Raw genomic sequence first — 1506 nt, forward strand, 5'->3', positions numbered from 1 at the left:
GTAGCTACTTACATTCCGCACCCCTTCCAGCAAGTTGGCGCAGACAAATTACGGACATCTTGGCAGACTTGGTGAACTAGGCAAGTCCAGTTCGCAAGGAGCCTCGCATGGATGCGTCCACTCGATTTGATACTCAGGTCGTCGGAGCGATGCCCGTCATCGCAAATTACTTCGATCGCATGGAGATGGCAGCCACGATTGACGAATTGGTGCCATGGGAAGGTGAGGTCTCGCTCGGTGCTTTGATCGAAGTACTCGTTCTCAATCGCTTACTTAATCCCAAGGCGATGTTTCGTATCGGTGATTGGGCGGAAAAATCTGCGGCGACCGATTATTTCGGACTCACGGCCGAGCAACTCAATGACGATCGGCTAGGGCGTGCCTTGGAGCGGATCGCTGCACATGGCGACGACGTTCAAGCTGCGCTCGTCATGAAGGCTGTGAATGCTTTCGATTTGGATATTAGCCAGATTCACTATGACATCACGACGATCGAACTCTTCGGTAGCTATGACTGCGAGGACGCTGTGACCCCGCCACAACCGTTGCCCAGCTACGGCCACACTAAGAGCGGACGAAAAAACGTCAAGCAGTTGCAGCAGGGATTGAGCGTCGCGGGTGATGGCGGCGTGCCGATTAGCCATCTCCCTCTCAGTGGCAACGAAAGCGAGTCGAAGACGCACCTGGAAAACTTGAAAAAGCTAGAGAAGACGGTCGGCAAGTCGGCGTTCCTCTATATCGCCGACACGAAGCTCGACACGCCGCAGAACCTCTGTCAGATTTACGCCCGCAAGGGAAAGTTTCTTTGTGGCGGTGCCTTCCAGCCAAAGTTGAAAGAGCAGTGTCTAAGCCTGCAACGGAAATTCTGCAAGATCAACTATTGCTCCAACAGCCAACGGGACTGGCCGGCGGAAAAACGCGATGCCTACAAGGGAACCGAAGTCGAGGACGTTGTCGAAAGTGAAGTGGATGGACGCCTGGTTCGCCTGAAGTACCGGTTAATCTACATCTGGAGTGAGCGTCGGGCACGAGATCAAGCGAAGACTCGCGAACGACACGTCAAACGAATTCAAGAAGAGTTTGAGAAGATCAAACGCAATCTCAATAAGTACTCGCTGACCTCCAAGGAAGCGATTGTTCGCCGTCTCGAAAAAGCAAAGGGAATGTATAGCGAGGGCGATTTTTTCGATTACGAATTGAGACAACGAAACGGAAAGTTCAGCTTAGCCTTCAAGTTGGATTCCAAGAAAGTGTCACGTCGCAAAAAGATTGAAGGCGTGTTCGTGCTGAAGACGAATCTTGCCCGCAGCACCTATCCGCTGTCGCGACTACTGGAACTGTACCGCGATCAAAACTGTGTGGAGCGACGCTTTGGCGACCTCAAAGGTCGACTGGCAGTCAGCCCGATGTTTTTGAAGAAGCCGGAGCGAATGGCTGGATTGCTTTACGTTCTCGTGTGGGCCTTGATGGTAATGTCGCTAATGGAACGTTCAGTTCGGAAGGAGC

At 52.5% G+C, this 1506-nt stretch carries 1 protein-coding gene; it reads left to right on the top strand.

The window, feature by feature from the left end; genetic code table 11:
- Positions 1-107: 107 nt before the first annotated feature.
- Positions 108-1506: IS1634 family transposase (locus H1B37_RS32800; protein WP_182871484.1), on the top strand; the 1399-nt coding region annotated here is incomplete at its 3' end.

The organism is Stieleria mannarensis (genome assembly GCF_014154935.1).
GTDB classification, from domain to species: Bacteria; Planctomycetota; Planctomycetia; order Pirellulales; family Pirellulaceae; genus Stieleria; species Stieleria mannarensis.